The sequence below is a fragment of the Bradyrhizobium sp. SZCCHNR1015 genome, from assembly GCF_032489875.1.
Taxonomy (GTDB): Bacteria; Pseudomonadota; Alphaproteobacteria; order Rhizobiales; family Xanthobacteraceae; genus Bradyrhizobium.
In genome coordinates this window covers 601,146-626,108 of record NZ_JAUEYW010000001.1, presented here as the reverse complement: position 1 = coordinate 626,108, position 24,963 = coordinate 601,146, and the positions used below count along the sequence as shown (strand labels likewise).

25 protein-coding genes are annotated in these 24,963 nt (G+C 65.1%); 11 read left to right on the top strand and 14 right to left on the bottom strand.

The genetic code is table 11. The features are described from left to right. Window positions 1-8 precede the first annotated feature (8 nt). From QX128_RS02880 to QX128_RS02870, 3 genes are all read right to left on the bottom strand, one after another. Window positions 9-965, bottom strand: coding sequence for a polysaccharide deacetylase family protein (locus QX128_RS02880; RefSeq protein ID WP_315800249.1), 957 nt, complete (start codon window positions 963-965; stop codon window positions 9-11). A 160-nt stretch (window positions 966-1,125) separates the two neighbouring features. Continuing rightward, window positions 1,126-1,701 (bottom strand): glutathione peroxidase, encoded by a 576-nt coding sequence (locus QX128_RS02875; protein WP_316236622.1) that lies wholly within the window; start codon window positions 1,699-1,701, stop codon window positions 1,126-1,128. A gap of 154 nt (window positions 1,702-1,855) precedes the next feature. Continuing rightward, complete coding sequence (locus QX128_RS02870; protein WP_316236621.1) at window positions 1,856-3,607, bottom strand: L,D-transpeptidase; 1,752 nt, start codon at window positions 3,605-3,607, stop codon at window positions 1,856-1,858. A 226-nt stretch (window positions 3,608-3,833) separates the two neighbouring features. On the opposite strand from QX128_RS02870, the gene QX128_RS02865 reads away from it, so the two are divergent. Together QX128_RS02865 and QX128_RS02860 are read left to right on the top strand one after the other, a co-directional pair. After that, window positions 3,834-4,385: a CreA family protein gene (locus QX128_RS02865; RefSeq protein ID WP_315800246.1), complete on the top strand. Its 552-nt coding sequence runs from the start codon at window positions 3,834-3,836 to the stop codon at window positions 4,383-4,385. A gap of 575 nt (window positions 4,386-4,960) precedes the next feature. Further along, entirely contained in the window at window positions 4,961-5,323 is a 363-nt protein-coding gene (locus tag QX128_RS02860) for a hypothetical protein (RefSeq protein WP_316181020.1), read from the top strand. Window positions 5,324-5,376: 53 nt separating this feature from the next. On the opposite strand, the gene QX128_RS02855 is transcribed toward QX128_RS02860, so the two are convergent. Beyond that, complete coding sequence (locus QX128_RS02855) at window positions 5,377-6,150, bottom strand: hypothetical protein (protein WP_316236620.1); 774 nt, start codon at window positions 6,148-6,150, stop codon at window positions 5,377-5,379. 39 nt (window positions 6,151-6,189) lie between these two features. Further along, complete coding sequence (locus QX128_RS02850; RefSeq protein ID WP_316180858.1) at window positions 6,190-7,911, bottom strand: type I secretion system permease/ATPase; 1,722 nt, start codon at window positions 7,909-7,911, stop codon at window positions 6,190-6,192. Between the two features lie 208 nt (window positions 7,912-8,119). Here QX128_RS02850 and QX128_RS02845 point away from each other — a divergent pair, with 208 nt between their 5' ends. Beyond that, window positions 8,120-9,772, top strand: a complete 1,653-nt coding sequence (locus tag QX128_RS02845) for an adenylate/guanylate cyclase domain-containing protein (RefSeq protein WP_316236619.1) — start codon at window positions 8,120-8,122, stop codon at window positions 9,770-9,772. A gap of 11 nt (window positions 9,773-9,783) precedes the next feature. Here QX128_RS02845 and QX128_RS02840 read toward each other — a convergent pair whose 3' ends face one another. The 3 genes from QX128_RS02840 to QX128_RS02830 all read right to left on the bottom strand — a co-directional run bounded on the left by QX128_RS02840 (window position 9,784) and on the right by QX128_RS02830 (window position 11,671). Continuing rightward, window positions 9,784-11,130: an HlyD family type I secretion periplasmic adaptor subunit gene (locus QX128_RS02840; RefSeq protein WP_316236618.1), complete on the bottom strand. Its 1,347-nt coding sequence runs from the start codon at window positions 11,128-11,130 to the stop codon at window positions 9,784-9,786. Window positions 11,131-11,249: 119 nt separating this feature from the next. Beyond that, complete coding sequence (locus QX128_RS02835) at window positions 11,250-11,519, bottom strand: DUF6719 family protein (protein WP_316236617.1); 270 nt, start codon at window positions 11,517-11,519, stop codon at window positions 11,250-11,252. Next, a complete protein-coding gene (locus tag QX128_RS02830) occupies window positions 11,519-11,671 on the bottom strand; it encodes a hypothetical protein (protein WP_315800239.1) in 153 nt (50 codons plus the stop codon). The genes QX128_RS02835 and QX128_RS02830 overlap by 1 nt, the downstream gene beginning before the upstream one ends. A 144-nt stretch (window positions 11,672-11,815) precedes the next feature. On the opposite strand from QX128_RS02830, the gene QX128_RS02825 reads away from it, so the two are divergent. The 3 genes from QX128_RS02825 to QX128_RS02815 all read left to right on the top strand — a co-directional run bounded on the left by QX128_RS02825 (window position 11,816) and on the right by QX128_RS02815 (window position 14,400). Beyond that, a complete protein-coding gene (locus tag QX128_RS02825; RefSeq protein ID WP_316236616.1) occupies window positions 11,816-13,096 on the top strand; it encodes an ArgE/DapE family deacylase in 1,281 nt (426 codons plus the stop codon). Window positions 13,097-13,216: 120 nt separating this feature from the next. Beyond that, on the top strand, window positions 13,217-13,615 hold the full coding sequence (locus QX128_RS02820) for a PaaI family thioesterase (protein WP_315800237.1): 399 nt from the start codon (window positions 13,217-13,219) through the stop codon (window positions 13,613-13,615). 128 nt (window positions 13,616-13,743) lie between these two features. Beyond that, window positions 13,744-14,400 carry an N-acetyltransferase family protein gene (locus QX128_RS02815; RefSeq protein ID WP_410053124.1) on the top strand — a complete coding sequence of 219 codons (657 nt, stop codon included), beginning with the start codon at window positions 13,744-13,746 and terminating at the stop codon, window positions 14,398-14,400. 95 nt (window positions 14,401-14,495) lie between these two features. Here the strand turns inward: QX128_RS02815 and QX128_RS02810 are convergent, their stop codons facing one another. The 3 genes from QX128_RS02810 to QX128_RS02800 all read right to left on the bottom strand — a co-directional run bounded on the left by QX128_RS02810 (window position 14,496) and on the right by QX128_RS02800 (window position 16,353). After that, window positions 14,496-14,801 carry a hypothetical protein gene (locus QX128_RS02810; RefSeq protein WP_172109527.1) on the bottom strand — a complete coding sequence of 102 codons (306 nt, stop codon included), beginning with the start codon at window positions 14,799-14,801 and terminating at the stop codon, window positions 14,496-14,498. 77 nt (window positions 14,802-14,878) lie between these two features. Continuing rightward, complete coding sequence (locus QX128_RS02805; RefSeq protein WP_315800235.1) at window positions 14,879-15,577, bottom strand: DUF2161 domain-containing phosphodiesterase; 699 nt, start codon at window positions 15,575-15,577, stop codon at window positions 14,879-14,881. 95 nt (window positions 15,578-15,672) lie between these two features. Further along, window positions 15,673-16,353, bottom strand: coding sequence for an SDR family oxidoreductase (locus QX128_RS02800; protein WP_316236615.1), 681 nt, complete (start codon window positions 16,351-16,353; stop codon window positions 15,673-15,675). Window positions 16,354-16,484: 131 nt separating this feature from the next. Between QX128_RS02800 and QX128_RS02795 the strand changes: the two genes are divergently transcribed. Together QX128_RS02795 and QX128_RS02790 are read left to right on the top strand one after the other, a co-directional pair. Next, window positions 16,485-17,183: an SGNH/GDSL hydrolase family protein gene (locus QX128_RS02795; RefSeq protein WP_316236614.1), complete on the top strand. Its 699-nt coding sequence runs from the start codon at window positions 16,485-16,487 to the stop codon at window positions 17,181-17,183. Window positions 17,184-17,274: 91 nt separating this feature from the next. After that, window positions 17,275-17,493: a hypothetical protein gene (locus QX128_RS02790; protein ID WP_012044361.1), complete on the top strand. Its 219-nt coding sequence runs from the start codon at window positions 17,275-17,277 to the stop codon at window positions 17,491-17,493. A gap of 31 nt (window positions 17,494-17,524) precedes the next feature. Here the strand turns inward: QX128_RS02790 and QX128_RS02785 are convergent, their stop codons facing one another. Together QX128_RS02785 and QX128_RS02780 are read right to left on the bottom strand one after the other, a co-directional pair. After that, entirely contained in the window at window positions 17,525-18,268 is a 744-nt protein-coding gene (locus QX128_RS02785) for a tyrosine-protein phosphatase (protein WP_316236613.1), read from the bottom strand. 234 nt (window positions 18,269-18,502) lie between these two features. Further along, window positions 18,503-18,697 carry a DUF2735 domain-containing protein gene (locus tag QX128_RS02780; protein WP_315800231.1) on the bottom strand — a complete coding sequence of 65 codons (195 nt, stop codon included), beginning with the start codon at window positions 18,695-18,697 and terminating at the stop codon, window positions 18,503-18,505. A gap of 544 nt (window positions 18,698-19,241) precedes the next feature. On the opposite strand from QX128_RS02780, the gene QX128_RS02775 reads away from it, so the two are divergent. The 3 genes from QX128_RS02775 (at window position 19,242) to QX128_RS02765 (ending at window position 22,647) form a co-directional block, all read left to right on the top strand. Continuing rightward, window positions 19,242-20,276: a glutamine synthetase beta-grasp domain-containing protein gene (locus QX128_RS02775; RefSeq protein ID WP_315712320.1), complete on the top strand. Its 1,035-nt coding sequence runs from the start codon at window positions 19,242-19,244 to the stop codon at window positions 20,274-20,276. Window positions 20,277-20,460: 184 nt separating this feature from the next. Beyond that, window positions 20,461-20,919, top strand: a complete 459-nt coding sequence (locus QX128_RS02770) for a hypothetical protein (protein WP_315800230.1) — start codon at window positions 20,461-20,463, stop codon at window positions 20,917-20,919. A 105-nt stretch (window positions 20,920-21,024) separates the two neighbouring features. Next, entirely contained in the window at window positions 21,025-22,647 is a 1,623-nt protein-coding gene (locus QX128_RS02765; RefSeq protein WP_315800229.1) for an ABC-F family ATP-binding cassette domain-containing protein, read from the top strand. Between the two features lie 29 nt (window positions 22,648-22,676). Here the strand turns inward: QX128_RS02765 and QX128_RS02760 are convergent, their stop codons facing one another. Next, window positions 22,677-24,773, bottom strand: a complete 2,097-nt coding sequence (locus QX128_RS02760) for a PAS domain-containing protein (protein ID WP_316236612.1) — start codon at window positions 24,771-24,773, stop codon at window positions 22,677-22,679. Between the last annotated feature and the right edge of the window lie 190 nt (window positions 24,774-24,963).

Genomic DNA, 24,963 nt, shown 5'->3' with positions numbered 1-24,963 from the left:
ATCCTGTCTCATTCGGACACTGTCGTCACAACGCTCGAGACCGGCCTTTGGCTCACCGTCGGCAGCTTCGCGACCTTGGCGAGCTGCTCGTCATATTGCGGCAGCGACTGCACCGGCGCCTTGGCGCGCATCGCGACCACCTTGTAGCCGCCGGCCTTCAGGCGGCGCAGCATCTCGGGCAGGGCCTCGGCGGTATGCTTGTGGAAGTCGTGCATCAGGATGATGCCCTTGCCGAGCTTGTCGAGCTTCTTGAAGGTGACGTCGAGCACCGCCTGCGCATTGCGCGCCTTGAAGTCGAACGAGTCGAGATCGCAGGAGAAGATTCCGATGTTGCGGGTGCCGAGATAGGTCACCATCTCCGGCGGGTGCTGCAGGGCCGGGAAGCGGAAGAACGGCGCCGGCGAGTTGCCGCCGAGCGCCCACTTCACGGCGCTGATGCCGAGCTCGATCTCTTCCTTGCGCTGATCCTCGGTCAGCTTCTTGTTGGTCAGCGCCGCATGCGACCAGGTGTGCGTGCCGACCGTATGGCCGGCATTGTAGACCTGCTTCAGGATCTCCGGATAATAGGTCGCATGCTTGCCGATGATGAAGAAGATGCCGGTGGTGCACTGGTCGGCAAGCGCCTTGAGCACGCTGGGCGTGTTCTCCGGCCACGGGCCGTCGTCGAAGGTCAGCACGACCTCGTGATCCTTCAGGAAGTCGAGGTCCTTGAAGTGCTCGAAGCCGAAGCCTGGACCGCCGGTCGTGTCGATTTCGACGGTGCGGCCGACGCCGAGCGCCTCGGGGTTCATGCAGGGCGCGCGCGGCGGCTGGGTCTGCACCGCAGCGGCCGGAGCGGGTACGGGTGCGGCAGCAGCCGGGGTCGGTGCCGCCGCCGTGCGCTGCGCCTGCGACCACGCCACGCCAGACGTCAACAGCGAAGCCGCCAAAGAGCTCGCGAACACCAATCCTGCTGCAATCCGCATCGTGTTTCCTCGGGGTTGTTGCAACGGGAGCGCCAGTGCCGAGAGTCGCTCCGTCATCCGGCCGGGATATTAGCCCAGCAGCCGGAGTGGCGCCAAAAGGAAACGAGGCAAAAACACGGGGGAAGTTGCCGGCTTCCGCCGCATTCCTGCCGAGTGTTGCTCAGCCGTTCGCCAGCAGCCGGGCGACCGCGGTCTTGACCCGCGTCTCCGTCGGCTCGACCGAGGAGGCGAACACGTCGGCGATGTAGCCGTCACGGCCGATCAGATATTTGTGAAAGTTCCAGCGCGGCGTCTCTTTGGGCCGCGCCTCGGTGGCCCAGCGGTAGAACGGGTGGGCGTTGGAACCGGTGACCACCGCCTTGGCGGTCATCGGGAAGGTCACGCCATAGTCCTTGTTGGCCAGCTCGGCGATGTCGCCGGCGATTCCGGGCTCCTGGTTGAAGTCGTTGGACGGCACGGCAATGATCGTCAGCCCGCGCTCATGGAACTCGCTCCACAGCTTCTGGAGGCCGGTGTATTGCGGGGTGTAGCCGCACTGCGAGGCCGTGTTGACGACCAGCACCGGCTTGCCGGCGAAATCGGCGAGCCGAATCGGCTCACCGGCCAGCGCCGGGAAGGAGAAGCGGTAGGCGGTCATCTTGCTCACCGCATTGTCGGCATGAGCCGCCTGCGACGTGAGCGCCGCGCCCGACAACGAGGCGCCGATGCCGAGAACAACCATCCTGCGATTGATCATGTGAATCTCCCTGAGCAGAGCCAGCCCCGTCAGCATGAATGTGCCCGCGCTCGACCTGCCGATGCGTGAACGGCTTCGGCGTTGCGCTGGATCAGACTGCGTTGCGGCACGGGATACCCTTGCCGTAGGGCGGAAAGAGGGACGGCGTCGGTCTTCAGCGCAGCGAAAGGATGAAGTCCGTGCCCTCGCCGGTTTCGCCCTGGTTGATGCCTTGATCGGAGACGATCAGCGAACTTCCGGTCGACAGGGCTTCGCCGAGCCACGCCATCACGTCGGCGGGAATGGTGATGCGATCGAGCGCCTCGGCTGCGCTGCTCAGCTGAACGACCTGTTTCAGCTCGGCATCGGCGCCCGCGGACTTCTTGCCGCGTCGGACCGCCTTGGCGGCGCCATCGTTCGCCGCGGTGCTCCGCGCCGAGGAGGGCAGCGAGACGACCGACCAGCGCATCGTCGCCGGATCGGCCTTGTCAGCCGTCGCGGTGAACACGTGGGTGCCGAGCGGCTTGTCGCCCGGTGCGATGGTGACCGGGATGTTGAACACCGGAGCGAAGTTCTGCCGCACGTACAGCTTCGAATCCTTGCGGCTGATGAAGATCGCGATCTGGCTGTTGCGCTTCAATTCGGGCTTGGGCGCAATCGGCTTGTCCGGCGCGGCAACACGCGACTGATCCTTGGCGAGATCGTTGGGATCGACCGCCTTCGCCGGTGCCTCTGCCGCCGGTGTGGACGGCGACGCAGGCTGGTCCGCGATCGGGGCGTCGGCGGGCTTGGACTCTACCGACTTGGACTCAGCCGGCTTGGACTCGGCAGGCTTGAGTTCGGTCGAACCGGTGGCTTCGGCATTCGATGCCTCAGCCGGCTTCTCGACAGCCGGAGCGGCCACCTGCGCAGCATTCGTTGGCTCGCTCGCCGGAGCGACGTCGCCGGGGGCAGACTTGGCCTCTGCGTCGGCGGTCGCAGGCTCAATCTTGGTCTCGGCGACACTGGGCTTCAGATCGGCAGTATTGCTTTGAACCTCCACCGGTGGCGAGCGCGATGGTTCGACGCTTGGGGAAGCATCCGAGACCATCGGTGGGAGTCCGTTGGCGTTGGCGGCGTCGGCGGTCTGCACCTGGCGCGACGCGGCGGGCGATCCTTCGCCGGAGCGAGGGCTCTCGGCATGACCGATCGTGGCGCGCAGATCCGTCGTCGCGACTGTGATCGCGGTGGTGACGGCCGCGCCCTTGTCCGACTTGATCGCCGCCGGCGCAGTCGCATCGGGTTGCACCGATGCGCTCGGCTGCGGCGCCTTCAGTGCAGCGAGCATCGGATGCGAGAAACTCGCAGGAGCCACCTCGTTCGGCGTGACCAGGACCCGGGATCCCATCCGCGTCCAGCCATAGAATCGGGTTGCAAAGCTTGGCGGCATGCGGATGCAGCCATGCGAGGCCGGGTAGCCGGGCAGTACGCCCGCATGGAGCGCGACGCCCGACCAGGTGATGCGCTGCATGAACGGCATCGGGGCGCCGCTATAGATGTTGGAGCGATGGAATTTCTGCTTCTGAATGACGCTGAACACGCCCATCGGGGTGGAATGTCCCTTCATGCCGGTCGAGACCGGCGCTTCCGCGAACAGACCGTTTGCGTCGTAGACCTTGAGCTGCTGCTTGTTGATCGACACCGCGATCGTGACCGGCCCTTGCGGCTTGGCAGCCTCCTTCTCGGTCTTCAGCTTGTCGAGGTGGCGCGCCTTGGCCTTGCGCGGCGCGGCCGGGCGTAAGGTCGGAGCAATGGTGACGGGCTGAGAGTCGTTCCAGTAGTAATAAGACGCTGCGTCAGCCTGTGAAGTCGCTGCGAGGGCAAGCGGAACTGAAACGATTGCTGCACAATAGAACCGCCCCCTGGCGGCCGCACGAACGCAGAGCATTCCGGCAAATCCTCAAGAACCATCTGGTCTTTAGTGTCGCAGACGGAGTCTGCGTTCACCAGCTTGGGGCTTCTGCCCTGCGTGATTTCGTTCCAATCGTAGCAGAAAAGCCTCACATCCCGTTAAACGGGTAGTGGAAGGTCACGGGCTGGAGCGCCTTCCTTGCAGGCATTTGTGTCCCTACATGGGCGGTATGCCGAGCATCGGCGGTATAACGGAGACCGACATGTCGTTCAGAGCCACCAAACGGTTTGATCTGTGGCTGAAAACCCTCGCTTGCCTACTGCTTATCGGATTGTCCTCGCCTGTCATCTCAGCATACGCCGCGGACGAGCCGGATCTGATCTTCCGTCGGTCGACCGTGTTCAAATTGCTCAGCCCGAATGACAAGCTCGCGACCTATGGCGTTGATGATCCAGAGGTCGAGGGCGTCGCCTGCCACTTCACGGTGCCGCAGAAGGGCGGATATGCCGGCTGGCTGGGCCTGGCCGAGGAGGTCTCCGACATCTCGCTCGCATGCCGGCAGATCGGCCCGATCAGGTTCAAGCGCAAGCTCGAACAGGCCGACGACATGTTCCGGCAGCGGCGGTCGCTGTTCTTCAAGAAGATGCAGATCGTTCGCGGCTGCGACGCCAAGCGCAACGTGCTGGTCTACATGGTCTACTCGGACAGGCTGATCGAGGGCTCGCCGAAGAACTCGACCTCCTCCGTCCCGATCATGCCTTGGGGCAAAGCCGATGACGGCGCAGTCCAGAAGTGCGGCGATTTCATTCAATAAGGGATGTGCCAAGAGACGATCGGCTGCCGAAAGCCTCGCTGGGCAATTTGTGCTTGGCGGGATCGTGGCAGCCGATCAGCCGCACCAAGCTCTGTGGGGCCGAGGCGGCGTAGCTCTCGGTCCGCTGCTGCGCCATCGGCGTAGCCAGGGAGCTGCGGCGAGATACCTTCGGCTTGGGTGTGTGCAAGCGCTTGTCCATGGTGACCCTGAGGGAGCAACGTCGTCTCCCAACGCGCCGCGCTGCTGGGTTGCCGTGGTGAGCTGGGAGGTTCGCCCTGCCGGCCACGATTAACGCAAGGTCGTTAAGAAGCTCTCCGTCGGCAGATTGACGGTTGCCTTGGATGGCGCTGGCGCGGTCAAAGCGGGTGGCGCTTTAGGTCACTCTCGTTTTGATTGTATTCTGTGTCGTCGGGTGGTCGCGATGAAACGAAGCGGAGGGGCCATGAAACCATTTTGTGCCCGTGCCGCAGACCGCTTGAAACGTGAAGCGGGTATGAAAGCATCAGCGACATGCGAATCGTGTCGTCCCGGCCCGCGTGGATGACATGACAAAAAACAAGAACCAGCGGTCCACCATGTGTTTTCGACTGGATGCTGCGGCGCTTGCCGCGCTGTCGTGCCTCTTCTGGTCCTCCGTCGAGGCGCGGACGACGACCCGATTGCCAGATCTGCGCGGCGAGTTCGTACGGCTGTGTGCGCCTCATATGCTCGACCGGTGGACGCATCCCGAAGCTGTCTGCTCCTGCCTGCATGATCATGCGGCCGCGATGGTGGAGGATGCCGACTTGCGTGAGGCGCTGCTGCGCGGGATCAGTGAGACCGGCGTGCCGACCATAGAGACCGATTGGGTGCCCGCACCGAAGCGAGCGGAGATCGGTCCCACGTTCACCAAGATCGCGAAACCCGCGCTGCAGTGCATGTTCGATCCGGCCAACTGATCAGCCGCCGGGCCTGATGTCGATCAGCATCGATCGTCCGGCGGTGCTCGTTGTCAGTCCAGGCCGTATTGCGACATCAGGGACTGCACGTCCGGCCGGCGCATGATGCGCGAGATCCGGGTACTGATGGCATCCTCGTCGCTGTGTCTTGACGATCTTGCAGCCGGCTTGGGTGCAGGACGGGCCGCTGCCGCGCCGGCACGGGTTGGCTGATGCCGTACAGGAGCAGGCTTTTCGGCGGACGACGAAGCGGCCGGTTGCGTCCCCGTGGCCTGTGTGGCCGCCGCGGCCGGGAGGCCGGACCGGGGCCGCGCGGCAACAGGAGCGATCGCGGGGACCAGCACCGGTGAAGCTGCGGCCGTGACGGGCGGAGTCGGGGCTGGTGCCATCGGGCGTGCTTCGGTGGTGACCGCCGCGGGGGATGTCGCGAGCACTGGATTCGACGTCTTGGCAGCTTCAGCAACGGGCGCGGCGGCCGTGAGCGAGTTGGTACGCGTCTGCGATGAAGCTGCCTCAGGCGCCGGGACGGGCGCAGCCAGTGAGGTGAGCGCCGGGGCTGGCGGCGAGATCGCCGCCGGCGGCTCGATGACCGGAAGCGGGGCGGCGATGGCGGCATTGCCTGCGGAGGCGGCCTCGCTGGTGATCTTTTCGCTGCGGTCCAACTCGGGCTTCCTGATATCGCTGGGGACATTGAGGGCCTGGGTTTGCGCGTGAGCCAGCATCTGCCGCGCGGTCATTGGTGTCTCCGCCGAAGCCGAGATCGGCAGCAGGACGGCGGTCGCGAAGGCCAGCTGCAGGGTCCTCGTTGACGATGTGAACTTGATCATGACCGGCTCCTTGCGATGTGCGATCTGCACTGGGTTCGTTCAGGCCGCTGCGCTGGCGGTCGCCCGGTCGTGGGCGATGACGACACGCTGGCCGCGCATCTTGGCGATCACCTCGTCGCGCGGGCCGAATGCCAGCGTCTTGCCGAAGGCCATCACCATGATGCGGTCAACATGCGCCAACAGCTGCGGACGGTGAGTGACGACGATCACGGTGCGACCGGCGGTCTTCGCCTGGGCCAGGGCGTGCGCCAGCGCCCGCTCGCCGTCCTCGTCGAGGTTCGAGTTCGGCTCGTCGAGGATCAAGAGCCGCGGATTGCCGTAGAGCGCGCGGGCGAGGCCGACACGCTGCCGCATGCCGCCGGACAATGCCACGCCGCCTTCGCCGATCGGCGTGTCGTAGCCGTTGGGCAGGCGCAGGATGACCTCATGCGCGCCGGCGGCCTTGGCGGCAGCGACAACGGCTGCTTCGTCGACCTTCGCAAGCCGGGCGATGTTGTCGGCGACGGTGCCTGAGAACAGCTCGATGTCCTGCGGCAGGTAGCCGATGTGCTTGCCAAGCCGGTTTGGGTCCCATTGGCTGTAGGCGGCGCCGTCGATGCGGATCACGCCTTCGCGCAGCGGCCAGACCCCGGCCATGGCGCGCGCCATGCTCGACTTGCCGCTGGCGGAGGCGCCGACGATAGCGAGGCTCTCGCCGGCCTTGAGCGAAAAGCTGACGCCCTTGACCGAGGGGCGGCCGGCCGCCGGCGGCCACACCACGGCGTTCTCGACGTCGATGTCGCCGCGCGGCGTCGGCAGCGCCGTCGGCGCAGCCGTGACTGGCAGGGCCTGGAACAGCTCCTCCAGCCGGCGATAGGCGGAGCGGAATGCGATGATGCGCTTCCACTGCCCGACGACCTGCTCGACCGGCGCCAGCGCGCGGCCCATGATGATCGACGTAGCCATCATCGCGCCGGGCGAGATCTGCTGCTCGATCGCGAGCCAGGCGCCGATGCACAGCAGCGAGGTCTGCACCGCCATGCGCGCGAACTTGGTCACGGAATGCATCGCCGCGCCCCGCTCGACGAGGGTGCTGTGGGCATCGACCATCGCCGACTGCCGGCAACTCCAGCGGTCCATGACGATGTCGCCCATGCCGAGGCCGCGCACGACCTCGCCATTGCGCAGCGCCGCCGCGACGAAGCGCGAGGCCTCGTTGGCCAGCGCGTTGGTGCGCTCGACGCTGGCGCGGGTGTAGAATTCGGTGAGCAGCGCCAGCGAGAACAGCACCGTCGCGCCGAGCAAAGAGAGGATTCCGAGATAGGCGTGCTGCAGAAAGCACAGCGCGACGAACACCGGCGTCCACGGCAGATCGCAGGCGATGGCGGCGGTGCCGCTGGAGATGCAGTCGCGGATGGTCTCGGCGTCACGGATGATCTGCTGGCCGAAGCGATGCCGCGGCGACAGCTCCGCCTTCATCATCGTCTCGAACAGCGGGTGGCGCAGCGTGCCTTCGAACTGCACGCCGGCACGGGCCAGAACGCCGGAACGGGCGAATTCGAGGACGCCATACAGCACGAGGAAAACACCGACGATGAGCGTCAGCATCACCAGCGTGCCGAGATTGCGGCTGGTGAGCACGCGGTCATAGACCTGCATGGAGTAGAGTGGCGAGGCGAGCATGCTCGCATTGATGAAGAGGCTGAGCACGAAGGTCGCGGTGAGCGCGGGAAAGCACGCGCGGAGCGCGGTTCCCAGCGGGCTTCGGGTGGTGCTCGTCATGTCGGATCCCCTTGCGATGGTGCTGGGGAGCTTGGCCTGGGCGCCCGTCGTCGACCGTGACTGACCTCACATAGCTCGAGGCGGATCTGCCGGCGCTTGAGTTCGCCGGTTGCAGCCGCTACCGGATGGATCAGCCGTGCCCAGATTTCGCACTTGCCTGAATCACAGTGACCTCATGCCTGCCGTAACCTCCCAGAACATCCGGCTCGTGTCGGGCCTCGTCCTGTTTGCCTTCGCTGCGACGCATTTTCTCAACCATGCGGTTGGTCTGTTCAGCCTCGAGGCGATGGACGAGGTGCAGGAATGGCGATTGGTCGTCACCCGATCGTGGCCGGGAATGATCGTGCTGGCGGCGGCGCTGCTCGCCCATGCCGTGCTTGCGTTCACCAAGACGGTTCAGCGCGGCACGTGGCGGCTGTCCTCGTGGGAGCTTGTTCAGATCGCCACCGGATTTGCGATCCCACTGCTGTTGCTGCCGCATGTCATCGAGACCCATATCGCGCATGCGCTGTTCGGCGTTCAGGACGGCTACCTTTATGCGCTGGCGTTGTTGTGGCCCAAGGCGGCCTGGATTCAGACCGCGCTGCTGCTGCTGGTCTGGATCCACGGCTGCATCGGCCTGCATCATTGGCTGAAATTCCGGAGCTGGTACCGCCTCGTGCAGCCGCTGCTGGTTGTCCTCGCCGTCGCGGTGCCGATGGCGGCGCTGATGGGCTTCGTGGTGTCCGGACGCTCCGTCGCCGGCTTGCTCGGCAATCCCGGCATGGCCGAGCAGATGCGCCAGGTCACCCATTGGCCGAGCGAAATCGACAGGAAGTGGATCGGCCTGCTGCAGGTCTCGGCGCAGATCGCGATCGTCGCGCTGCTCGTTGCCGGCGTGACGATCATCGTATTCCGTCACGTCGCGTCGCTCGCGGCACCGAAGATTGCCATTGCTTTCACGGGGAGCGCGACGGTGCAGGCTGCGGTCGGTCCGACGCTGCTGGACATCATCAGCGGCAACGGACTGTCGCACCGATCCGAATGCGGCGGTCGTGCCCGCTGCGGGCTTTGCCGTGTCCGGGTCGATGAAGGTGCGGAGACGCTGGCGCCGCCCGGCCACGCGGAGCGTGCCATGCTCGCCGAATTGGCGGCACCGGTGAATGTGCGCCTGGCCTGCCAGATCCGCCCTGGGGCGCCGCTGACGATCACGCGTCTCGTCGGCGGCCAACGAGAGGAGAGGGTGCCCGCCGTCGACGGCCTCCAGACTGAGCGCCGCGCGGTGTGTCTGGTTCATGTTCGGGTCCGCGCGGTGGCGACCATCGCGCGCGACCGGTTGCCCTCCGACCTCGGCTTCATGATGAACGAGATCTTCGGCGCCATTGGCGGAGCCATCGAAGCCCGGTCCGGGCGCATCGATCGTTTCCTCGGCGACGGCGTGCTCGCCGTCTTCGGCGAGGAGCAGGGAGCAGAACAAGGCTGCCGCGATGCGCTGCAGGCGATCGGCGCCATGGACGTGGTCATGGACCGCGTCAACGAAAAGATCGCCGCGGAGATCGGTCGGCCCGTGGAGCTGGCGATTGGTGCTCACCTTGGCGACATCGTTGTCGGGCAACTGACCCTTGGACGCACCTCGCAGGTGGCTGTGCTCGGACTTGGGACGGAGTGGCCGGCGCTTCTGGCTGATTTGGCGGAGACCAGAGGCTGGCAGCTCGCAATGTCCGGGGGCGTGGCGACAGCTGCCGGCCTTGTTGATCTGGATGGAGCGATGCGTGAGAGGCTTGCCGATCCGGAACAGGGTCGGGAGCTGGACGCCATCGGCGTGCGGCGTGCCCGCGACCTTGCAGTCGTCGCGGGCACGCCACCAGCGCCGTCGGCATAGGTGCTCTCGGCTCATTTCTCGCGGAACGTCTTGGCGAGCGTGTTGAGCAGCGGGCCGACCAGATATTCGAGCACGGTGCGCTCTCCCGTGGAGATGATGACGTCGGCCTGCATGCCCGGCAGGATCTTCTCGGCGATCTCGGGCGGGATGGTCGAATAGTCGATCACCACGCGCGCCGAATAGTAGCTCTGTTTGCTCGCCTCGTCGGACATCGCGTCCGCCGAGACGCTCGAGACCTTGCCGAAGATCGTCGGCGTGGTGCGCGAGGAGAAATTGGAGAAGCGCACCTCGGCCCTCTGGCCGATCGCGACGCTCTCGATGTCGCGCGGCGAGACGTGCGCCATCACGTCGACGCCTTCGCCGACCGGAACGATCTCGGCGAGCGTATCGCCGGGCTTCACGACGGCGCCGACGGTGTGGACTTTCATGTTCATGACGATGCCGTCGCGCTCGGCGCGGATGTCGACCCGGCGCAGCACGTCCTCGGCGATGACCAGCTTCTCGCGCAGGTCCGACAGCTTGGCCCGGGTGCCGTCGAGCTGCTGACCGACCTCGGTCAGATATTTCTGCAGCGTCTGATCGATCTGCAGGCGCGTCTGTGCCGCCGTCTGCGTCAGCCGCGCGACGTCGGCCTGCGCCTGGCCGAGGTCGCCTTCGACGCGGGCGCGCTCGCGTTCCAGCTCGAGGAACTTGTTGCGCGGATAGTAGCCTGCGGCGACCGCCGGGCGCACGTTGTTCATCTGCGTCTCGAAGCTCGCGATCTGCGCGGAGAGTGCGGCGCGCTGGCGGTCGCGGCCGGCGAGCTCCTGCTGCTGCTGGGCGATCTGCGAGTTGAGGATGTTGATCTGGCTGATCAGGCCATTGCGACGCTCGACGAACAACCGCTGCTGGTCGGCGATGGCAAGCGCCGCCTCCGGCACGTTCTGGCGGTTGAGCAGCGCGTCGGGAAACGTGATCATCCGCGCATTGCCGCGCTCGGCGAGGAGGCGCGCCTCCTCGGCCAGCGCCGCGTCCATCTGCTTGCGCAGGAGGTCGGTGTTGGCCTGGGCCTCGGTCGGCTGCAGCCGAAACAGCAGGTCGCCGCGATGCACGGCGTGAGTTTCCTTGGCCAGAATCTCCCTGATGATTCCGCCCTCACGGTGCTGAACCACCTTGTGATCGCCGGAGACGGACACGGTGCCCGGTGCGATCGCCGCACGATCGAGCGGCGCATAGGCCGCCCACACGCCGAAGCCGCCGAACACCAGCGCAATCGACAGATAGCCGAGCAGGGCGTAGCGGCTGAAATCGGCCTTGACCGGCTGCGGCCGGTCGGCCGCTTCGAAGAAGCCGTGATCCTGCACCGCTGACATCGACATGCTGCGTCCCCGAGATTGTCCGTGGGGCAGGAGCATCGTCGATGCACAGATTCAGGACTGTGCGGAAGGTCACGTGCCGGAGGCCGGCTATGTATGACGGCCCAATCGAACGAGATCAGCTACTTCCTTTTCGGCCCGAACCGCGGCACGCATTTCGTGGTGCGGACAATGCCGGTTTCGGCCATCTTGGAGCCCAAGACCTCCTTCACCTGGCCGGCGGGGCAGGTGCCGTCATCGACCAGCACCCGCTGGCCGAGCCGGAGATCCGTGATGTCCTGCTCGCGCCCGACATATTGCGCCTGTGCAGGTGCGGCAACCAAGACCAAGATACCGAGGACGCCGAGAGGGCGGGCTGCGACGTCCGCGAACGCGAAGATTTGAGAACGCATCACTTCCCTTCGATCTTCAGGCCTTTGGGCCCGAGATTGATCTGGACACCCTCGGGCTGCTTCTTGGCCTGATATAAATTGTAGCCGAGCACGATGATCGCCGCGCTGAGAATGCCGAGGAGGAAATAGAGGATATTGCGGTGGTCCGACATGCCAAAATCCAAAGTATGTTACCGTCGTTCGTATGCGCGAATGTACGAGCGGCCTTGCGATTCTGAAAGCAGCGGCGAATCCGGTGCAACTATGCATCAGATTGTGATTTGGTGCGGTCATCGGCAATTGGAACCGCGACAGGCATGATCACCCAGGACACTACGCAGCGCATCGTCGACGCCGTCGATGCCCACTTCGACCGGCAGCTTGCGACCACGAGCGACTTCGTCGCCATCCCCTCGACCCGCGGCGCCGAAGGGCCGTGCCAGGACATGTTCGGCGATCTGCTGCGCACGCGCGGCTACGAGGTCGACGACTGGCATATCGATCTCGACGATCTGAAGGACATGCGCGGCTACGGCCCGATCGAGCACGACTTCTCGAAGGCGCGCAGCGTGGTTGGAACCTACCGGCCGGCCACGTCGGCCGGGCGATCGCTGATCTTGCAGGGGCATTGCGACGTGGTACCCGCCGGCCCGCTCGAGATGTGGGAGACGCCGCCGTTCTCGCCGGTGATCCGCGACGGACGAATGTATGGCCGCGGCGCCTGCGACATGAAGTCCGGGACGATCGGCGCACTCTATGCGCTCGATGCCATCAAGGCGGCCGGCTTCAAGCCGACGGCGCGCATTCATGTCCAGTCCGTGATCGAGGAGGAGAGCACCGGCGTCGGCGCACTGTCGACCTTGCAGCGCGGCTACCGCGCGGATGCCTGCTTCATCCCGGAGCCGACCAGCGGCAAGATGGTGCGCTCTCAGGTTGGCGTGATCTGGTTCCGCCTGAAGGTGCGCGGCTTTCCCGCGCATGTGTTCGAAGCCGGCGTCGGCGCCAATGCGATTCAGGCGAGCTATCATCTGATCCATGCGCTGGAGAAGCTCGAAGCGGACTGGAACGAGCGCGCCAAGAGCGACCATCATTTCAAGACGCTCAATCATCCCATCAACTTCAATCCGGGCATCATCAAAGGCGGCGACTGGGCCTCGAGCGTGCCGGCCTGGTGCGACGTCGATTGCCGCATCGCCATCCTGCCGGGCTGGTCGGTCAAGGACTGCCAGAACGAGATTCTCGCCTGCGTCGCCGCGGCTTCGCGCGATCACCGCTTCCTCTCCAACAATCCGCCGGTGGTCGAGTGGTCCGGATTCCTGTCCGAAGGATACGAGTTGACCAATTCGGCTGAGCCGGAGGCGGCGTTCGGCAAGGCCTTCACCGCCGTCTACGGCGGGGAGGTGCAGGACCTCGTCTTCACGGCGCTCACGGATACCCGCTTCTACGGGCTCAACTACAACATCCCCAGCCTCTGCTTCGGCGCGACCGGCGCGGCGATGCACGGCTTCAACGAATATGTCGATCTCGACTCGCTACGCCAGGCGACCAAGACCATGGCCTTGTTCATCGCCGAGTGGTGTGGAGTCGAGAAGGCGTGAGCGCAAGGCCGTCGCGGCAATGACCTCGGAGGTCATTGCCGCGCGGTCTGGGCTCGGCGCATCCAGGGTGCGGTGAAGGCACGGGGAGACGTGTCGTCCGTGCGCAAGGATCGGAACGGTATGACGCCGCTGGACAAGATCAATGCGATGAAGATGCCGTTCGCGGACTTGAAGGGCGTCACCTTCACCGAGGCCAGCGCCGATCGCGTCGTGGCGCAGATGCTGGTGCGGCCGGATCTGTGCACCCTGCATCACACCATCCACGGCGGCGCCGTGATGGCGCTCGCTGATTCCGTCGGCGCGGCTGCGACCGTGATCAACCTGCCGCAGGATGCCAAGGGCACCACAACCATCGAGAGCAAGACCAACTTCATCGGCGGCGCCAAGGAGGGGACCGTGGTGACCGCAACCGCCACGCCCGTGCACCGCGGCCGCCGCACTCAGGTATGGCAGACGCGGGTGGAGACCGAGGACGGGCGCCTGGTCGCGATCGTGACCCAGACTCAGCTCGTGCTGTGATGATTCGTACACAAACGAATTGTTAACTCACGCGATCCTTGCATGGCCGCATGTTCTCTCCGTAGAGCGCGGGGCTTGCAATGAATGTTGCGATGCACAATATAGCTTCTGTCTAGGGAAAGACGTCTGTGTGCGAGGGCTCTCGAGAGGAGTCTCAGGCAGTGTCACAGGTAGATACTTTTCGTCCCCGGCCGGGCTTCGGCTATGTGCGGACGCTCAGCCAGCACGAAGAACTGCCGTTGCTGCGCGATCATCTGTTGCGGCTCGATGCGGAAAGCCGGCACGATCGATTCAACGGCTTCCTCGATGACAGTTTCATCGAACGCTATGCGGCCCGCTGTGCGGCCGATGGCACGATCGTCGTCGCCTACATGGAAAACGGCATGGTGCGCGGCGCCGCCGAGTTGCATCCGCCGGAGCAGTCCGAGGACGGGCTTCCGGAGATTGCGTTCAGCGTGGAGGCTTGCGTGCGCCGCCGCGGGGTCGGCAGCCTGCTGTTCCAGCGCGTGATCTCGGAGGCGCGGTGGAAGGGCTATCGCAAGCTTCGTGTCACGACCGGATCGCAGAACCATGCGATGCGGGCGCTCGCGGCCAAATTCGGCGCGCATCTGGCGTTCCGTCACGGCGAATCGACCGGCACGATCGATCTGAGCGAGCAGCCTCAGGATGAACTGGCGAAGCTCGTGATCGATGCGCCGATCGCGGCCGCGCGTGCGTTCTTCACCCTCAACCGGGCCTGCTGGAAGCTCGTGACCCGGATGTACGGCGACAAGCGCGCGGCCTGAGCGGAGCCGTTGCTGCGATGACAAAGGCGCGACAGCGATCACCGCTGCCGCGCCTTTTCGTTTGATTGCATTGGCCGATGCGCCCCGGAAGGCGTTCAGGTGCCGGTGCGCTTGTCGAAATTGAAGCGGCGCACGGTGCGGCGCTCGACCACGACGGCACGCTGCTGCGTGCCCTGGTCGGCCGTGATGACGCGCGTGTTGGTGCGCGCGGCAACGCGAACTGCCTTCTTCACCTCGGGCAGCACCTGCTCGAGCGGCAGACCCATCAGCGCCGACGCGATCTCGGCCTGGGCCTGCACGTCGTCGGTGATGCCTGACGCGGCGAAGATCGCTTCCTCCAGAGTCGGGGGATCACGCCTGACGCGACGCGGTCCGTACTTGGTGTTCCAATCTTCGCTCATGGGGGCCTCGTGAATCGTCCGGGATACCTAGAAGCAGGATTGTTGCATTGCAATATATATTCCGCGGGGCAGCCCAGCTATGCGTTCACCATGTCGCGATTGGGCAACGGTACCTGCGTCATGTGGATATCCTGGGGCCAGCGGCGCAAGGCCGCGAGGCCGGCTTTTGTGAGGACATAGACACCGCGCTCGGCGCGGTCGAACCAGCCGTAGACGTTACGCTGCAGAATCTTCGGCGCATCCGGAATCTCCGCGCGGAGGTCGCGGACGCGCTTCGGCCCGCCCGAGAGCGCCGAGGCGCAGGCCAGCGCCTGCTGCCGATAGGCCGTCATGATGGGAGCCCGGGTCGAGCCGCCAGCGACGGGGTCGCCCTTGCGCCGCTGATGCTCGATCACGAGACGCGAACGCTTCTTGGGGTTCTTGCGCGGCGCGGTGGTAGGCGGCCGCACCAGCACTTCGATGTCTCCGGCTGAGGTCACGGCCAGCATGCCGAAGCCGAGCCGGCGGCACAGATTGCGGTAGCGGGAGTCGCTTTCACGACCCTTGCCACGTGCTGACAGATTTGCGGCGACCCAGACCTCATCGCAGGCCCCAGCCCGATCGACCGCCTGCAGCAGCAGTTCCAGGTTGAAGACCTGCTTCAGCTCGCAGACGACGACCACCGGCGGGTCGTCGCCCTTGAGCGCCACCACGTCGCAACCGCCGATTTCCCCCTTGACCGAGAAGCCAAGGTTTTCGAGGAAGCGTTTGACGGGAAGGTAGAGCGCGGTTTCCAAGGGGCCGTCCGATGTGTGCGACTCAGAGCGCGCGCGAGTCTAGCCCGCCAAGTCCGGTGATGTCAGCGCCAAGTCGGGGTGACCGGCTGGCTTCACTACACCCGGCCGACAACCGGTATCAGTGCGCCGGTCACGCCGCTCGCGGCGTCGCTGGCGAGAAACAGAATGACCTCCGCGAGTTCCTGCGGCGTCACCCATTTGTCGAAATCGGCCTTGGGCATGCTGGCGCGGTTGGCCGGCGTATCGATCGTCGACGGCAAAACGGCGTTGACGGTGATCTTGCCCTTCCATTCTGCCGCGAGCGCTTCCGTCAGGCGATGCACGCCCGATTTGGACGCAGCATAGGGGCCCATGCCGGCACCGGCCTGGAGCGCGCCCATGGCGCCGATGTTGACGATGCGGCCCGTGCTGGAGCGGACGAGATGCGGGATCGCCGCGCGCGAGGCGTGCAGCGCGGTCATCAGGTTTCGCGCATGCATCGTCTCCCAGACGGAATCGTCGCCGTCGGCCGTGGTCTCGAACGCGAACGCGCCGGCGATGTTGATCAGCGCATCCAGAGTGCCGAAGTGGGCGGCGACGGAGTCGATCGCGACCTTTGCCTGCCCGGGGTCGGAGAGGTCGACGCCTCCGAGCTCAATGCGGTCGTCACTCGCCGGGATCTCGGCCTGGGCATGATCGATCCCGGCCACATGCGCGCCCCGTGCGAGCGCGAGATCGGCCACGCTGCGTCCGAGCGCCCCTTGCGCACCCGTAATGACAATCACTGCTCCGTTCATTCCGTCCCTGGTCTCCGTTGACGCGCCCCACAGCGCCGCTTGTTATACTATGGCCCTGCCGATGAGTTGCAATGGCCGGACGGCCGGGGCATGCAATTGCAATCAGAAAGCGTGGTTCGTCAGAGGTGACCATGACGGCGACAGACTCTCTCGAATTTCCCGACGTCGCCACCGGTTTTGTCCGTCCGATCAGACAGTTCAGGCAGAGTCTGGATGCGCAGCGCAAGACCCGGATCGTGGCGCTTGGCTCATCTTCCACCGCTGGCACCAACGGAATTGTCGCTTTCCCGGCCCGGATCGAGCAGTCGCTGCGCAAGACCAATTTCGGCTGCCTGATCGACGTCCTCAATCGGGGTGTGGGCGGACAGGAATCCCCGGAGGAGCTCTCGCGCTTCGAATGCGACGTGATTGCGGAGCAGCCGTCGCTGGTCATCTGGCAGGTCGGCACCAACGCCGCCTACAGGCCCGAGGTCTACAGTCCCGATGACGTCGAGGCGGCGCTGCGCGTCGGCCTTCGATGGCTGGCGGGGCTGGCCATCGACGCCATCGTGATGGACCTGCAATATACGGCGGCGATCGTGACGGTGCCGAACAGGCTGGCGCGTGCCGAGGACATTCAGCGACGGATCGAGAAGGTCACGTCTGCGGCCAACGTCAATCTCTTCAGGCGCTGGAATTTGATGAAGAGCTGGCATGAGGCTGGTCAGATTCCGTTGTCGGCGCTCGACGACGGGCACGGTGACCGCTTGCATGTGAGCGAGGCCGCCACCGCGAAGATCAGCGACGTTTTGGCCAGCGCCATCATGACGGCGCCTGCCGCGCTGGCCTGATCGATAAAATTAGCCGGACTTTCGTAAGTGGATTGCCAGCGCCGCCCGCTAGCCTGTCGCTATGCCGCTTGAGGGGCGTTGGAGCTTTGACATGATGAGACATCTGCCGGACCACGGTTTGCCGCTGGTGCAACTGAAGGAGCAGCGGCGGGATCTGGTGGTCGCCTTGCAGAACCGTGCAGGTCCGGTGACGGGCTGGGAATTGATGCAGATCGCGGCGGTTCAACAGGCGATTTCCGCATTCGAGGAGGTGATTGCCGATCTCGACGCGATGGAAGCCGCCGAGACAGCCGATATCGAAGCGGCCTGATCGGGCTCAAGCGTATTCGCGCTGCCCTGGCTCACAGCGTGAGATAGCGCGCCTGTAACGTCTTTCGTGCTGCGCCGTCGATGCCGAGACCGTCGCGCAGGTAGGCGTCGACGTCGCCGAAATCATCACGCATGGCGTCGAACGCAGCGGCGAGGAACGAGGCCTGGACCGTCCCGATCGCCTGGACCACATCAGCGGGAAGATCCGCGTGTGCTGCAGTCTCGCGACGATAGAGCTGGTTCGTGAGCAGGTAGTCTTCCAGGATCACGTCATCCGGAACGTCGAGCGCGTGCAGGACCAGTGCACAGGCGACACCGGTGCGATCCTTGCCGGCCGTACAATGGATCACCAACGGCGCATCCCCATTGAGAACATGTTCGAACAGCGCGCGGAAGCGCGGCCTGTAGCTGCGGATGTAGTTGCGGTAGGACTCGCGCATCAGCTCCAAGGCATGGTCGGTTGTGAGCTGTCCTCCTGTCGCCAGGGCCCGCAGCGCCGGCACGACGCTCGGCTCGATCGGCACGGAATGCACGGTGATCTCGGCGATCGTGCAGAGGCCGGCCGCGCGCTCGTCGCGACCGCGGAAATCGAACGCTGCGCGAATGCCGAGCTCCCGCAGGACCGCGAGGTCGGGCTCCGTCAACTGACCGAGATGGTTCGACCGAAACAGCTGCCGCCATCGCACGTGCCGGCCATCCCTGCTGGGATATCCGCCGAGATCTCTGAAGTTGCTGGCACCGTGAAGTCCGAGATGGCGGAGCGGATGGGCGGGCATGAACGCATTCTAGGGAATGCGGGCTTGATGTGAAGCGTCGTTTCGCCTGCGCGACGGCAAGGCAGGGGAGAGCATGAAGCGGCTCAGGACGGCGGAACGTATGCACCCGCCACGTCGAGCCCGTCGGTGACCGCCAGCAGTAGACATGGTTGACAGCGGGCAAGAAAAAGGGCCGGAACCTTGTCGGTCCGACCCTTCAGCAAAGGCGCGTGAGCGGCACGGTACAGTCGGACATCAGCGGTCCCACGCCGGCTTGGCTTCCTGGATCGCCTCGTCGTGATACCAGCTGCCGCTGTAGATCGTCGGCTGGATCGAGGGCGCGATCGGCCGCGCCGGCGATGCCGCGGATTGGCGAGGCGCAAGACCTGCCCGCCCTCCACGCGGAAATTGATAGATCCTTGCGGACCCCTCGTGCACGTTAGTGTCCATTCCTCAGTCTCCTTCCATCGGGCCACACGTCATGCTGCGCCCGACTCGTTCTCTTGTGTTTACCGGTCTCGATATCGGCTCTGCCCGGAGGGAATGCAACGTGACCAAAATCAAATCACATGTTGCGCGTTTTGCGGGCATTTCTGTCTTTGCTTCCTCCGCAGCAACGTGCAGCTGACCAACACTTGGGCTGGACCAAAGGTTGCGGAAAGAGGCTCAGGTCTTTTCAAAAATGTCCCGGACTTGCTGAGAGCTTGTTCGGACGTTTTTGCGCATCGCCGCAAATGCCACGGAATCAAGCGGGTTTTGACCAGCTTCTGATTTCCGCCATGCGTTCCGTGCAATCCCGGTCGCGCTGCTTTGCCGCACCCCTGACGTGCAAAAACCAGCGCCAGCTCCGCCCTGATTGGCCTTCGTCCATGCGACGGGACGTCGGGGGACTTGGCACGTTCCATGCTTAAGAGTGCGCTGGCCGATCGTGGCCGGGTAAGCGGGGAGCCTTCGATTGCTGGGCTCCCACCTTTCGATAAGACAGAGAGGCTCAATGACGAAGTACAAGCTCGAGTACATCTGGCTCGACGGCTACAAGCCGGTGCCGAATTTGCGCGGCAAGACACAGATCAAGGAATTTTCCTCGTTTCCGACCCTGGAACAGCTGCCCCTTTGGGGCTTCGACGGCTCGTCGACGATGCAGGCCGAAGGCCATAGCTCCGACTGCGTGTTGAAGCCGGTCGCCGTGTATCCCGATGCCGCCCGCACCAATGGTGTGCTGGTGATGTGCGAAGTGATGATGCCGGACGGCAAGACCCCGCATCCGTCGAACGCCCGCGCCACCATCCTGGACGATCCGGACGCGTGGTTCGGTTTCGAGCAGGAGTACTTCTTCTACAAGGACGGCCGTCCGCTCGGCTTCCCGGAATACGGCTATCCGGCTCCGCAGGGTCCGTATTACACCGGCGTCGGCTTCAAGAACGTCGGCGACGTCGCCCGCAAGATCGTCGAAGAGCATCTCGACCTCTGCCTCGCGGCCGGCATCAACCACGAAGGCATCAACGCCGAGGTGGCGAAGGGCCAGTGGGAATTCCAGGTGTTCGGCAAGGGCTCGCGCACGGCTGCTGACCAGATGTGGATGGCCCGCTACCTCATGCTGCGTCTGACCGAGAAGTACGGCATCGACATCGAGTTCCACTGCAAGCCGCTCGGCGACACCGATTGGAACGGTTCGGGCATGCACTGCAACTTCTCGACCAAGTATATGCGCGAGGTCGGCGGCAAGGAGTACTTCGAGAAGCTGATGGACGCCTTCAAGGAGGCGCGCGCCGACCACATCGCCGTGTATGGTCCGGACAACCACATGCGCCTGACCGGCAAGCACGAGACCGCTTCGATCGACACCTTCAGCTGGGGTGTGGCCGACCGTGGCGCCTCGATCCGCGTGCCGCACTCGTTCGTGAACAACGCCTATAAGGGCTATCTGGAAGACCGCCGTCCGAACTCGCAGGGCGACCCCTACCAGATCGCGTCTCAGGTCCTGAAGACGATCGCGATGGTTCCGACCGGCGCGAAAGCCGCAGCCTAAGACGCCGAACACATTACCCCGGGGCCGGGGCTGACATGATGGTCCGCCGGAGCAGCCGCTTCGGCGGATCATTCGTTTGGCGGGCTGGCGTGATCGCGGAGGCGCCGCCTTGATCAATCGCAAGTCCGTCTTCGATCGCAGCGGTATGTTTTTCTGGAAGCGGTTTATGGAAGCGGGGCGTCGAATGAATTATCGCAAGTGGGTTTCAGGCGTTCTGATCGCCTGTTCGGCCATCTCCCTGGCGGCGGCACAGTCGCAGTCCAATGCAGAACAATATCTGCCGCGGCTCGGCGACATCATGAATCTGATCCAAGTCAGGCATGCGAAACTGTGGTTCGCGGGACAGGCCAAGAACTGGGATCTCGCGTCCTATGAGCTCGCGCAACTGAGGCAGAGCCTGACCGACGCCGCGGTGTTCTATTCGGGACTGCCGGTGGACAACGTCACCACGCTGGGCCAGCCGATTCAGTCGATCTCGGACGCCATCGCCGCCAAGGATGGCAAGCGCTTCGCTTCCGCCGTGACCGAGCTGACGTCGGGATGCAACGCCTGCCACGCGACCATGGATCGCGGCTACGTCGCGATCCGCATTCCGACCGACAAGCCGTTCGGCAACCAGGATTTTCGGCCTCAGGGCCGCTGACCGCGGCGGGGCGGACAGAGCAGCGGAGGGCGCCTAAATTGCGCCTTCCACCGGCGGCGCGCATCGACTAAGAGCGGCGGCACCCTGTCCATGCCCTGAGACCTCATGATCCGCCTCGATAACGTCAGCAAGCAAGTCGGCCACCAGATTCTCTTCATCGAAGCCTCCGCCGCCCTCCAGCGTGGCGAGAAGATCGGCTTGGTCGGTCCGAACGGGGCCGGCAAGACGACGCTGTTCCGGATGATCTCGGGCCGCGAGCAGCCCGACGAGGGGCAGGTCTCGATCGATCGCGGCGTCTCGATCGGCTATTTCAACCAGGATGTCGGCGAGATGTCCGGCCGCAGCGCGGTGGCGGAGGTGATGGACGGCGCTGGGCCGGTGTCGTCGGTCGCCGCCGAGCTCAAGGAGCTCGAGGCCGCGATGGCCGATCCGGACCGCGCCGACGAGATGGACGACATCATCGCGCGCTATGGCGAGGTGCTGGCGCGGTTCGAGGAGCTGGACGGCTATGCGCTCGACAGCCGGGCCCGCGAGGCACTGGCCGGCCTCGGCTTCTCCGAGGAGATGATGGACAAGGATGTCGGCCTGTTGTCCGGCGGCTGGAAGATGCGCGTCGCTCTGGCGCGCATCCTCCTGATGCGTCCCGACGTGATGCTGCTCGACGAGCCGTCCAACCACCTCGATCTCGAGAGCCTGATCTGGCTGGAGCATTTCCTGAAAGGTTACGAGGGCGCGCTGCTGATGACCTCGCACGACCGCGAATTCATCAACCGCATCATCAACAAGGTGATCGAGATCGACGCCGGCCAGCTCACGACCTATTCCGGCGACTACGATTTCTACGAGCAGCAGCGGGCGCTGAACGAGAAGCAGCAGCAGGCGCAATATGAGCGCCAGCAGGCGATGCTCGCCAAGGAGATCAAGTTCATCGAGCGTTTCAAGGCGCGGGCCTCGCATGCGGCGCAGGTGCAGAGCCGGGTCAAGAAGCTCGACAAGATCGAGCGGGTCGAGCCGCCGAAGCGGCGCCAGACCGTCGCGTTCGACTTCCTGCCGGCGCCGCGCTCGGGCGAGGACGTGGTGGCGCTGAAGAAGGTGTCGAAGAGCTATGGCAGCCGCCGCATCTACGACGGGCTGGACTTCATGATCCGGCGCCGCGAGCGCTGGTGCGTGATGGGCGTCAATGGCGCCGGCAAGTCGACCCTGTTGAAGCTCGTCGCCGGTAGCGCGGAGCCCGATGACGGCTCGGTGACGATCGGCGGCAGCGTCAAGATGGGCTACTTCGCGCAGCATGCGATGGACCTGCTCGACGGCGACGAGACGGTGTTCGAGTCGCTCGAGCATTCGTTTCCGCAAGCCGGTCAAGGCTCGTTGCGGGCACTGGCGGGCTGCTTCGGCTTCTCCGGCGACGACGTCGAGAAAAGATGTCGGGTGCTGTCGGGGGGCGAGAAGGCACGGCTCGTGATGGCCAAGATGCTCTACGATCCGCCGAACTTCCTGGTGCTGGACGAGCCGACCAACCATCTGGACATGGCGACCAAGGAAATGCTGATCGCGGCCCTGTCGAACTTCGAGGGGACCATGCTGTTCGTCTCGCACGATCGTCATTTCCTCGCCGCGCTCTCCAACCGCGTGCTGGAGCTGACGCCCGACGGCCTGCACCAGTATGGCGGCGGCTACACCGAGTATGTCGCGCGCAGCGGCCACGAAGCGCCGGGCCTGCGCGGCTGATCGAGGGCAAGACCGCGGCGATCACGCGTTCAGCTCTCCACCATCTCGCCGACGCGGGCGGCGAGCGCCTCGACGTCGAACGGCTTGGTCAGCACCTGCATCCCCGGCGCGAGCTGGCCGCTGCTCAGGATCGCGTTCTCGGCGTAGCCGGTGATGAACAGCACCTTGAGATCCGGCCGCGTCGCGCGCGCCGCATCGGCCAGCTGGCGGCCGTTCATGCCGCCGGGCAGACCGACATCGGTGATCAGCAGATCGATGCGCGCGTCTGATTGCAGAGCCGCAAGGCCGGTCGGTCCGTCCTTGGCTTCGACCACCGCGTAGCCGCACTCGTCGAGCACCTCCATCACCACCATGCGCACCGTCGGCTCGTCGTCGACAACGAGGATGGTCTGGCCGGTGCGGGAAGACGGCGCCGCGCCGCCGCGCGCGGGATCGGCGGCCTCAACGGCGCCGGCATAATGCCGCGGGAAATAGAGACACATCGTGGTGCCCTGACCGAGCTCGGAATAGATCCGCACCTGTCCGCCGGACTGCCGGACGAAGCCGTAGACCATCGATAGGCCGAGGCCGGTGCCCTGGCCGATTGGCTTGGTGGTGAAGAACGGATCGAAGGCGTGCTCGATCACGTCGGGCGTCATGCCGGTGCCGGTATCGGTCACGCACAGCGAGATATATTGGCCGGGCGGCAGGTCGCGCTCACGCGCGGCGCGGTCGTCCAGCCATTTGTTGGCGGTCTCGATCGTGATCCGGCCGCCCTCGGGCATCGCGTCGCGGGCATTGATGCAGAGGTTGAGCAGTGCGCTTTCGAGCTGCGACGAATCGATCAGTGCCGGCCAGAGCCCTCCGGCCGTCACGACCTCGAGCGCGATCTGCGGGCCGACGGTGCGGCGAACCAGCTCCTCCATGCCCATGACGAGCCGGTTGACATCGGTCGGCTTGGGATCGAGCGTCTGCCGGCGCGAGAAGGCGAGCAGGCGATGGGTCAGCGCGGCGGCGCGCTTCGAGGCGCCCTGGGCGGCCGCGACGTAACGGTCCACATCGGCAAAGCGGCCCTGGCGCAGGCGGGTCTGCAGCATCTCGAGCGAGCCCAGGATGCCGGTCAGCAGATTGTTGAAATCATGGGCGATGCCGCCGGTGAGCTGTCCGACGGCCTCCATCTTCTGCGACTGCCGCAACGCCTCCTCGGCCTCGTGCAGCCGGGTCTGTTCGCGCAGCCGGTCGGTGACGTCATAGGCGAACTGATAGGCGCCGATCTGTCGGCCCGCGGCGTCGCGCAGCACCGAGAAGCGCATTTCGTAGAAGCGGCGGTCGCGGCCGGGATCGCCGAATTCCTCGACCGCGACGAACTCCTCGCCAGCCAGCGCGCGGGACCATACCGCGCGAACCGCCGCCCGATGCTCCGGTAGATCCTTGAACAGCTCCAGCATGTCGTCGCCGATCTTGGGCTGGAGGCCGAAGACACGTCCAAACTCCTGCACGGCTGCGCCGTTGATCGCGATCAGGCGGTATTGCGTATCGACCACCTGCACGAAGGCGTTGGTGCCTTCGACGATGTCGGCGAGCAGCTTGCGCTCGGCGAGCGCGGCGACCACGCGGGCCTCCAGCGTGTCGTTGATCTCCTGTAGTGCGGCCTCGGCGCGCTTGCGCGCGGTGATGTCCTGGAACAGCACCGCGACCTGTCGACGTTCGGCCGGCTCCACCCGGAACGCCGCGAGCTCGAGATAACGTCCGGTGGCGACCAGCTCGCGCTCGAACCGGATCGGCTCGCCGGTGCGCAGCACGCCGCCATAGAGCTCGACCCAGCCGTCGGCCTCGCCCGGCACCATCTCCCGCACCTTCTGTCCGACCACGTTCGGAATGCCCGCATGCAGCGCGTAGGCCGGGTTGGCCTCGACATGGACGTAGTCGCTCAGCGGGCCGTGCGGGCCGTCGAAGAACTCGATGATGCAGAAGCCTTCATCGATCGAGTTGAACAGCGTCCGGTACCGCTCCTCGCTCTCCGCCAGGGCGGTCTCGGCGCGCGCGCGCTTGCCGGCATCGGCGGCGAACAGGGCCTGAAGACGGGCATTTTCGCTTTCGAGCTCCCGCAGCCGCTGCCGGAGCGCATCGATCTCTGAGGGACTCACGCCGCCTCGCGCAGATGAGGAGGCGGGGCAGGCAAAGCGGAGAACATTGAAGGGCCTATGCAGCTCGATGTGGAGATCGCTTGACGTCATAACATGTCAACGATCGTCCGTCAGGCCGCTGCCGATGGAACCCGCCGATCATCGAGCGGCCCCGCCCACCCATGGCGGGGCCCAGATGTCGTCCAGCCCG

Coding starts and splice junctions, on each gene's coding strand:
- QX128_RS02880 (WP_315800249.1), bottom strand. CDS start 965: ATGCGGATTGCAGCAGGATTGGTGTTCGCGAGCTCTTTGGCGGCTTCG.
- QX128_RS02875 (WP_316236622.1), bottom strand. CDS start 1,701: ATGATCAATCGCAGGATGGTTGTTCTCGGCATCGGCGCCTCGTTGTCG.
- QX128_RS02870 (WP_316236621.1), bottom strand. CDS start 3,607: ATGCTCTGCGTTCGTGCGGCCGCCAGGGGGCGGTTCTATTGTGCAGCA.
- QX128_RS02865 (WP_315800246.1), top strand. CDS start 3,834: ATGTCGTTCAGAGCCACCAAACGGTTTGATCTGTGGCTGAAAACCCTC.
- QX128_RS02860 (WP_316181020.1), top strand. CDS start 4,961: ATGTGTTTTCGACTGGATGCTGCGGCGCTTGCCGCGCTGTCGTGCCTC.
- QX128_RS02855 (WP_316236620.1), bottom strand. CDS start 6,150: ATGATCAAGTTCACATCGTCAACGAGGACCCTGCAGCTGGCCTTCGCG.
- QX128_RS02850 (WP_316180858.1), bottom strand. CDS start 7,911: ATGACGAGCACCACCCGAAGCCCGCTGGGAACCGCGCTCCGCGCGTGC.
- QX128_RS02840 (WP_316236618.1), bottom strand. CDS start 11,130: ATGTCGATGTCAGCGGTGCAGGATCACGGCTTCTTCGAAGCGGCCGAC.
- QX128_RS02835 (WP_316236617.1), bottom strand. CDS start 11,519: ATGCGTTCTCAAATCTTCGCGTTCGCGGACGTCGCAGCCCGCCCTCTC.
- QX128_RS02830 (WP_315800239.1), bottom strand. CDS start 11,671: ATGTCGGACCACCGCAATATCCTCTATTTCCTCCTCGGCATTCTCAGC.
- QX128_RS02825 (WP_316236616.1), top strand. CDS start 11,816: ATGATCACCCAGGACACTACGCAGCGCATCGTCGACGCCGTCGATGCC.
- QX128_RS02820 (WP_315800237.1), top strand. CDS start 13,217: ATGACGCCGCTGGACAAGATCAATGCGATGAAGATGCCGTTCGCGGAC.
- QX128_RS02810 (WP_172109527.1), bottom strand. CDS start 14,801: ATGAGCGAAGATTGGAACACCAAGTACGGACCGCGTCGCGTCAGGCGT.
- QX128_RS02800 (WP_316236615.1), bottom strand. CDS start 16,353: ATGAACGGAGCAGTGATTGTCATTACGGGTGCGCAAGGGGCGCTCGGA.
- QX128_RS02795 (WP_316236614.1), top strand. CDS start 16,485: ATGACGGCGACAGACTCTCTCGAATTTCCCGACGTCGCCACCGGTTTT.
- QX128_RS02790 (WP_012044361.1), top strand. CDS start 17,275: ATGATGAGACATCTGCCGGACCACGGTTTGCCGCTGGTGCAACTGAAG.
- QX128_RS02785 (WP_316236613.1), bottom strand. CDS start 18,268: ATGCCCGCCCATCCGCTCCGCCATCTCGGACTTCACGGTGCCAGCAAC.
- QX128_RS02780 (WP_315800231.1), bottom strand. CDS start 18,697: ATGGACACTAACGTGCACGAGGGGTCCGCAAGGATCTATCAATTTCCG.
- QX128_RS02775 (WP_315712320.1), top strand. CDS start 19,242: ATGACGAAGTACAAGCTCGAGTACATCTGGCTCGACGGCTACAAGCCG.
- QX128_RS02770 (WP_315800230.1), top strand. CDS start 20,461: ATGAATTATCGCAAGTGGGTTTCAGGCGTTCTGATCGCCTGTTCGGCC.
- QX128_RS02765 (WP_315800229.1), top strand. CDS start 21,025: ATGATCCGCCTCGATAACGTCAGCAAGCAAGTCGGCCACCAGATTCTC.